Annotated in this window: 3 protein-coding genes and 1 CRISPR repeat array; of the genes, 2 read left to right on the forward strand and 1 reads right to left on the reverse strand. The window is 44.6% G+C overall.

Going from position 1 to position 8927, the window contains the following annotated elements:
• The first annotated feature begins 199 nt into the window (after window positions 1-199).
• Window positions 200-346: a CRISPR direct-repeat array (repeat unit 27 nt; unit sequence ATTGCATCCGCCTAAGACGGACAAAAG).
• A 206-nt stretch (window positions 347-552) separates the two neighbouring features.
• Complete coding sequence (locus J7K40_08325) at window positions 553-2241, forward strand: T9SS type A sorting domain-containing protein (GenBank protein ID MCD6162403.1); 1689 nt, start codon at window positions 553-555, stop codon at window positions 2239-2241.
• A gap of 774 nt (window positions 2242-3015) precedes the next feature.
• The gene (locus tag J7K40_08330; protein MCD6162404.1) at window positions 3016-5868 is read left to right on the forward strand and encodes a S8 family peptidase; all 2853 of its coding nucleotides are present in this window, start codon (window positions 3016-3018) and stop codon (window positions 5866-5868) included.
• Window positions 5869-5946: 78 nt separating this feature from the next.
• Here the strand turns inward: J7K40_08330 and J7K40_08335 are convergent, their stop codons facing one another.
• Window positions 5947-8424 (reverse strand): carboxypeptidase regulatory-like domain-containing protein, encoded by a 2478-nt coding sequence (locus J7K40_08335; GenBank protein MCD6162405.1) that lies wholly within the window; start codon window positions 8422-8424, stop codon window positions 5947-5949.
• Window positions 8425-8927 lie beyond the last annotated feature (503 nt).

Genomic DNA, 8927 nt, shown 5'->3' on the forward strand with positions numbered 1-8927 from the left:
TGCTGCATATCAACAAAACTGTTTATCAAATTATGCGTTAACTGTCAAAGCCGGGTTAACTCAAAGGTGGATAACAAGAATACCGTGCCCCGTGTCCGCAGACAGGCGGGCGCCGGCAGGCAGGAGGTGTCGGCATGACCAATCTCTGGATTCCCAATCAAGTTGGGAATGACGCGGGCAGTGTGGGAATGACATCACTATTGCATCCGCCTAAGACGGACAAAAGATGAACATGTCGTCGTGAATCGACGTCATTACAAATTGCATCCGCCTAAGACGGACAAAAGGCATGACATTGTGCCAACTGAAAACATGAGGCATTGCATCCGCCTAAGACGGACAAAAGCCTGGACAGTAGTGATTTATTTATTAAAATTAGTTGGAATTAGCCGGGATATTTAAAACCATTAAATACGGTTCATTTTAGGGCATATTGTTTGCTTTAATCGATTATAAAATTATATATGTGTCAAATATAGTCAAATATGGGCAAATTAGATTTTTAACAATGAGAAAAGCAAATAAAATATTTAGCTTAAAAAGGAAGATATTATGTATAAATCATTAATAATTATTTTAATACTGTCTGTCTGTCTAATTGCTGTTGCCGCTGCCGACCAGACCGAGCTTATCGTAAGACAGACAGCACAGGGCTGTCAATACGAACATGCTGTTCAGCCAATGAGTATTCAGGAAGAAATAATAGCCTATGATAGCGCCCCTGCTGTTTATTGGTCGGGTTTAACTGATGAGGGTACTATGTTTTCAGTTCGTTTTACTCCTCCTCAACCCTGTTCACTTTCGTATATTCAGATTGTAAGTTATGGTGTTCCGGGTGAAGCAAAAATCCATATTTTTACGGATGATGACGGTACGCCAGGCGAGGACTTAATTACGCCGTTTATAGCTTATTTTAATGCAGATATTCAATATCAAAGGATAGATTTACCTTCGCCTATTAATGTTGGCTTGGATGATTTCCATATTGCGGTCGAATATACGATACAAGCGGGTATTGGTCCCTATGTTACCGGCGACAATGACGGCGTTACTGAAGACCGTTCCCTGTATAAAACTCCGGAAAACAATAACTGGACAGTAGTTACAGTCGACTTGAATTTTCGCGCGGGCGTGATATACTATGGCAATGACCAGGTTGCGCCTGCCTTTGTCCATGCTCAGCAAATTTTCGGTTTTACCCAAGATAGCGAACATGTATTAAGCGCTGAAATTACCGATGCCGCAGGTGTCGCTTCCGCAGACATTCACTATTCCAGCGATGGCATCAATTGGGCAATAATCGCGATGACCAACATCAGCGGCGATACCTGGGAAGGCGCTATACCCTCTCAGGAAACCGGCTCCACTATATTTTATTATTTATCAGCTATAGATAATTCGCTATATTCAAATGAGGGCTTTGAACCACCGGCAGGAGAAAACGATCCCTACCCAATGGATATTATCGATGGCGCTGAAATTTTCTATGATGACGGCACTCCCGAAGCCTGGTGGATTGTCGATACATCCTACAACGATAACGCCTTTGCAATTAAAATGACCCCCTCATCTTATCCGGCGCAAATACTTATGGCTCGGGCTTTTGTTTCTGATGATACACCGTTTACCTTTACTGTTAACAGCGTTTCCGCCAGCCTCCCGGGCGATGTTCTGTCCGGCGGCGAAGATGTTCCAGCGGTGCGTCAGGAGCATGGCTGGGCGATTGGCGAATGGGCAAACGGCCCGGTGATATATTCCGGCAGTTTCTTCCTGATTTTACACTGGAATCCGGAAACTCCGGGCGATCCGGGTGTAGGCCAGGATACCGATAATTTAATTTACCACTCGTATTGGTATCATGGCGATATCTGGAATACAAGCGCCGAGGGCGAATGGATAATGAGATGCATCGTCCATACAAGTATAGGAATTGAAGAACTAAGCAGCGATATTATGGCGCCTGCCGAATTTGCACTGGCAGGCAATTATCCGAATCCATTTAATCCATCTACCGAAATTAAATTCGCAGCTCCCGTTTCCGGTAATGTAACGATTGAAATCTTCAATATTGCCGGCCAGCTTATTAAAAACGTATTTAACGGCAATGTCAATGCTGGTATTCATTCTGTAAATTGGAACGCTGCGGACAACAGCGGCAATAATGTTTCCTCCGGAGTTTACTATTATAAACTTACTGCAGGCGATAGAATTGACACTAAGAAGATGGTTCTTTTGAAATAAGAAATGAATTATGTTGAGCATTTAGAGTTAAGAACATGCCCCTGGCCCCTCTCAAGAGGGGAATAAAATGTTGACGCACGTGGACGTACACCAACCACCCTAATCCTTTTCAAGAGGAGAATATATAGATACGGGGCACGCGAGGACGCGTGCTGCTCACCCGAACTCTCCCAAGAGGGGAATAATATCTGCATTAACACGTTATGTGATTATGCAATTTTAAAGTTCCCCAATAGAGGCAGGGGACTTACGTGCCGAACGTCGGCTAGTACTTTATCGCTTGTCAAAGTCCCCGCCAGTGGCGGGGGATTTAGAGGTGTATTGATGGTTGTAATAATGAAAAAACAGCACTACTGTCCGGCCTTTTGTCCGCCTTAGGCGGATGCTATAATGATGTCATCCCCACACTGACCACGTCATTCCCACACTGACCACGTCATTCCCAACTTGATTGGGAATCCAGAGATTGGTCATGCTGACAGCTCCTGCCTGCCGGCGGGCATGGCTGCAAAATTTGAGTTCAATCAGTCGTGCTGATGGATGTCCCGCCAGTCAGCAACCCTAAGTATTATCAAAACGTATCAACAATATCATAAGAATGCAATCAATTGCGCATCAATATTAATGTGCCTCTGAATCATTAAATGCAAGCCTTGGGGAGAGACCCATAACATTATAATACATAAGATGTTATATATATTTTTCTTTTATGATTGAATATCTTGCTTGCTGGTCTATCCTTTGCATTTAATGAGATAAAAAGGAGATAAATTTATGAAAATACTGTTAATGGTTCTTTCGATAATGATGATAATTCACCCTCTTTACTCCTCGGAGATACCGGAGTTTTTAGCTCAGGCAGAGGGAGAAGTCGGTGTGATATTGAAAATCGCTGATAAACCGGATGATGTTGTCAAATTGATGGCATACCAGAAAAGCAATATAACGATGAAGGAAAAGCATCAAAAAATCATTAATCATTTTAAAAACAAAGTACGCAATTCGCAGATGCCTATTAATAATATTATTGAGAATAACCGCGATTTAATTTCAGCTTATAAAAGCTACTGGATTAGCAATGCCGTATATATAAAAGGGGATGCCGAATTTATCAGGAATCTCGCCGCCAGAAATGATGTCGAATATGTATTTAAGAATTTGCCTTTGGTTTTAGTCGAGCCGGTCGAAATCGGAACTGCCTCGCAATCAGAGACTGGCGCCGAACCGGGATTAGATGTTATCGGGGCAAGAGATGCCTGGCAAATGGGACTTACCGGCAAAGGCAGACTTGTCTGCAACCTCGATACCGGCGTCGATGGCAATCATCCGGCGCTGTCATCCTCATGGCGCGGCGCAAACGGGGCGTCGGATTCAGCCAGCTGGTTTGACCCATATACTAAAACAACACAACCGGTAGACTACCATGGGCATGGCACCCATACCATGGGAACTATAGTCGGTCTTGATGGCGCTGATACTATCGGAGTCGCTTTCGGCGCTCAGTGGATAGCCGCCGGAGTAGTAGACAGAGGCGGCAGTGTAGATCGCACTATTGCCGATATTCTTTCGGCTTTTGAGTGGGCGGCAGACCCTGATGGCAATCCCGCGACATGCGACGACCGACCGGACGTAGTCAGCAACTCGTGGGGGATCCCAGCTGGTTTTTATGGCGCCTGCGATATGACATTCTGGGATGCCATAGATAACCTTGAGGCATTAGGGATTGTCTGTTTATTTGCCGCCGGCAATGAGGGACCAACTCCATCAACAATCAGGACGCCGGCCGATAGAATCACAACGCAGTTTAACGCCTTTTCGGTGGGCGCTGTTAATAGCGACAATTTGGAGATAGCCTCGTTTTCCTCAAGGGGACCATCGGGCTGTGATGGACTGACAATCAAACCTGAAATTACGGCGCCGGGCGTCAATATCAGGTCTGCCAATGATGGCGGCGGGTATATAACGATGAGCGGCACCTCGATGGCAACACCTCATATTGCCGGCGCGGCGGCATTACTGCGTCAGTTTAATCCCGAAGCTTCGGTAGAACAAATCAAAGGGGCAATGATAGCCGGCGCTATTGACCTTGGCGATATCGGCGAAGATAATAACTACGGCTATGGGCTTGTTAATATAATGAATTCGATTTATCATATGCCGCCGCCCAACCATCCATTTATTCATATTATCAATGCAGCTGCTAATAGGGATGGCTCTATAATGACTGGCGATACAGTAAGTATATCATTTGTTTTGGAAAATATCGGTTCCGAATCAAATATCAATGCGGTTATAAACACCGATTATCCGGATATCGAAATTATAGAAAGAGATGCCGCTTTAGGCGCGATTAGCTATTTGGATACGCTTGAGATTACAGCTTTTTCGATAGTAATCCCCAATAGCATTCAAGATGATTTTATTCCGTTCACAATTGAATTTACTGACGGCAACTGGTCGCAGGTTTATACTTATAATCTTAGTTTGGATATTCAGGTTGAACCGGCTGTCGCCACTATCACTACCGATGTGCTTACCATGAGCTTTTCAAATTTCGGCCAGTTTGGCTTGGGCGAAAATTCGATTAATCCGGCAGGCGGCGCGGGTTTCAGGATTCCCGCTGACGGCGATGATTTCGTGAAAGAAGCCGCGCTTTTAATCTCCGTAGATAACAGGGTTTCTGACGGAGTCCGTGATATTGCCAATCGGCCGGATAATGATTTTACGCCTTTTAGCATGCCGATTGTAACCTATCCGGGGGATTACGCTGATTATGACGGTATGGCGCAGTATTCCGACTCGGCCGCTGAGGAGCCTATAGGGCTTATAATATCGCAAAGATGTTATGGCTGGAGCGCGCAGGCAAAGTTTATCACAGTTGAGTTTATCATTCATAATATATCCGGCGCCCAGTTAGAAAATCTTCAGGTTGGCTTATTCTGCGATTGGGATATGCCCGCTTCCTCCGGCTTGGATGATATCGTTAGCTTTCACGATGTTCTGTCTTTGGGTTATTTTCAGGATAGCAACGGGGAATGTATTGGGCTGCGTTCGATAACATCCCCAGCCAGTTCATACCGCGCAATCGATAATGATGAGGTTTTTGGTGATGGATTTTCGGAGGCTGAGAAGATTCGGTTTATGACAGAAGGATTTATTCAAACTGATTATCCGACTCCCGATAATTACTCGCATTTGTTAAGCGTGGGACCATTTTCGATTGCTGATGGCGATTCGGAGGTTGTGGCTTTTGCCTTTGTCGCCGGCGAGTCGCTGAATGATTTATATACTCAGGCTGATTTGGCTTTTCAGATGTATCCAAATTTGACGCATACCCAATATCATGACTTGGAACTGCCGGAAGCAATCATACTCAGGCAGAATTACCCGAATCCTTTCAATGCCTCAACTACGATAAAGTTTGAATCGGATAATCCATCCCAATTGTCGATTTATGATGTATCCGGTCGTTTGGTGAAGCAATTCGATATTCTGTCAACCGGATTAAATCAAGTGGTTTGGGATGGCACAAACCGTTGGGACAAAAATGTTGTATCAGGCGTGTATTTCTACAGATTGTCATCCGACGGTAAACAGGATGTTAAGAAAATGATATTCTTGAAGTAGCCGTTATCCCGGATTTAATAAAATATATACTCTGTGGGCGGCACACGTATTCGTGTGCCCCTACGATTCACAAGCAAACTACTCACACGGCGGCCAGCCGGGCGGCGGCTCGGCCGGACAATCACCCGCGACATACCATGCCGCCGGATAATCAGGACAAAACGAATACGGTATAATACCTTTGAAATGATTCACCAAACGGGTAACATCACTGCCCATAACTGTGCAGTCGCCATTGACATCCGCCGAACACCAGAAACCGTTTATCATACACGGCAGACTCGATGGTGAACCGGAAAAATAGTTCACAAGGTAAACAACATCACTGCCCATAACTACCGGAGGCCAGGCGCCGTTATACATGTTGACATCAGCGGCGCGATAATTATACACTTCCGGCTCAAGTACAAACGCAACTTCACTGATATGTTCTACGCTGGCATAGATCGAGCCAAGCGTATCGGCAACACCAAACGGATAGGCACCGGGATGAGCGCCAATTCCGATACAGGCAACCGTGTCATCAACTATCGAGGGGTTATTGGCAGCTTTCATGGCAAAGGTCAGTATCCTTGTCGGCAGTTTGAAATGAAGCCACGGCGAACCGGTTTGGGCATTGGCAAAGAACGAGATGCTCGACCAGCCTGTAGGATTAGGCGGTGAGCTATACACCCCATCAAACCCGGCGGAATCCCACTCGGTGAAGGGATAGAAGTACTTTGCCTTATCGATAAGCAATTCATCAATATATTGATCCTCGACCGCGAACGGCACATGAATATCGCCGCCGTAAGCCTCATCGGTGTTTTGCATATAGACATTCATATACAGCCGCTGATTGATAGCGCCTATCAGCGGAGAGTCATCGAGATTGCCGAACCAGAATACGACGTCTTCTTCGGCGTTTGGCCACATTATCATATCCTGATAGTTAGCCCCATTGCCTAAATATATTTCTGCCGTTGTATCTACATAATCAGCATGGCTGAATATTAATGACACATAACCAGTAGGCACATTTAATATTGAGTAAGAACCATCAGGATTAGTCCAGTCATCACCGATTATTGATGAGGTCGAGGAACCATTAGCAATCTCAATATGGACGTTATCCAATGGCACCCCATTGTTATCTGTAATAGTACCCGACACCATGCAATAACCGGGGGGGAAATCAAATAATATACAGGCATAATTATCATAAATGCCATAACCCACGCCGCCAAGAGTATCGCCCGCGCCAGCATTACCTGCGCCAAAGGGATCATGGCCGGGGCCCATCGCATCACAGAATGTCTGACCAAGATAATTAACATCATTAATTATATGCACTCGATAAGACAAGCCTAAAGTAGGAGCTTCCCAATGTCCCCATGGATTTACGGGTGTGTACATATTCGCATAACCCAAAAATGATAAACTGCACCATCCGGATGGCAGCGGCGAATCACAGTTAAAATTACAGAAATCGGCTTCATCCCACTCGGTAAATGGATAACTAAGCTGACAATCGCCAATATTAAACAAATCAACATAGGTCGTATTAATACCCAGAGGAAATATTAAATTAGCAGCCCAAACTGTAGTATCTCCGCCCATAAAATATACCGGAATATCAACCCACGAGTCAGGCGCTGCAGTCATTGTATCATGCCAGTTTATTCCATTGAAGGTACCGCCTGCCCATATATATACAGCATTTTCTCCCATTGAGATGTCCAACTCTACTGTATCGTAATCCTCAACTGTAACTCCACTATGAATAACATCAATATAGCCATAAATACTCCCATCACCTTCAAATGAAATATCATAGGTATCGGGAAATAAACCGGTTATGGTATATCTTCCCAAGCCGTCCGTTTCGTCGTTTTCCGATGTCGATAATGCGGTTACAGTTATACCCTCAACCGGCTCATTAAGCCAGTTTGTAACAGTACCAGTGATTACGCTATTACCAGTAGGAAAGTCAAAGTAAAAGGAAGCATAATGGTCATACACATTATAACCACCGCCGCCAAGAGTATCTCCGGCACAGGCGTTGCCTGCGCCATACGGATCATGGCCGGGACCTATCGCATCACCAATAATCATACCAATATAATTATCGGAGGTTATATGTACTTGATATGACAAGCTTAAGGTCGGAATCTCCCAATGTCCCCAGGGATTGGAGTCGCCGCCAGTATTCGAAAATCCCAAAAATGATAAACTGCACCAACCGGAGGGCAGCGGCGGATTGCAGTTGAAGTTGCAAAATCCGGCATCATCCCACTCGGTAAACGGATAATACATCTGGCTGGCACCTGCATTAAAAGCAGTTACATAGGTTGTGTTTATACCAAGCGGAAACAATAATGAACTAACCCAGACATCCGTATTCCTGCCCATCAGATAAACAGGAATATCAATCCACGAGTCCGGCGAAACAATCATGGTACTATTCCAGGTTAAGCTATCAAAACTGCCGCCTGTCCAAATATCAAGCCCCTCAACCTGTGCGGATGCACTAGCGCACAGAATTACCAATACCAAGATTAACAACTTCTTAGCCATTATTTACTCCTCTCGCTGCTTTTTTTAGATTATAAACATATCACTAATATCAATATTATTTTCAGAGGATGCCTTACACATCCTTAGCTATACCGAAGGACAAAATCAAATAAATCAGAATCTACTTCATTGTTTGCAAATATCATTAACAGTTACTCTTAACTATGTAATGATAACAAATACAACACATCTTTGTCAAGCAAAATTTTCATCAGGAGTCTCCCCATTTTTTTTATACAATCGCAGGTCGGGTTCTCCGCCTTAGGCGGACGAACAAGAAACCCGACACCTTTCGCAGCAATATGCCGCCCTTTCCCTTAGCAAATCACCTGTCACTGTCCAAAATGTCGGGTTTCTCCCTCCGGTCGGAACCCGACCTGCTAGAAATCGCTAAAAGTTTCCCCGTTTTTTCAAAAACTATGATTTCCACTTATTGAAAATGTTAACCCTATGAAACATACTATACTATAAAGATTTTACCGGAATTTTCGGGGAAACTCCTG

The organism is Candidatus Zixiibacteriota bacterium (assembly GCA_021159005.1).
In the GTDB taxonomy this organism is placed as follows: domain Bacteria; phylum Zixibacteria; class MSB-5A5; order UBA10806; family 4484-95; genus JAGGSN01.

What these genes read in the sequence shown, in the direction of transcription:
- J7K40_08330 (MCD6162404.1), top strand. Translation starts at nt 3,016, where the DNA reads ATGAAAATACTGTTAATGGTTCTTTCGATAATGATGATAATTCACCCT.
- J7K40_08325 (MCD6162403.1), top strand. Translation starts at nt 553, where the DNA reads ATGTATAAATCATTAATAATTATTTTAATACTGTCTGTCTGTCTAATT.
- J7K40_08335 (MCD6162405.1), bottom strand. Translation starts at nt 8,424, where the DNA reads ATGGCTAAGAAGTTGTTAATCTTGGTATTGGTAATTCTGTGCGCTAGT.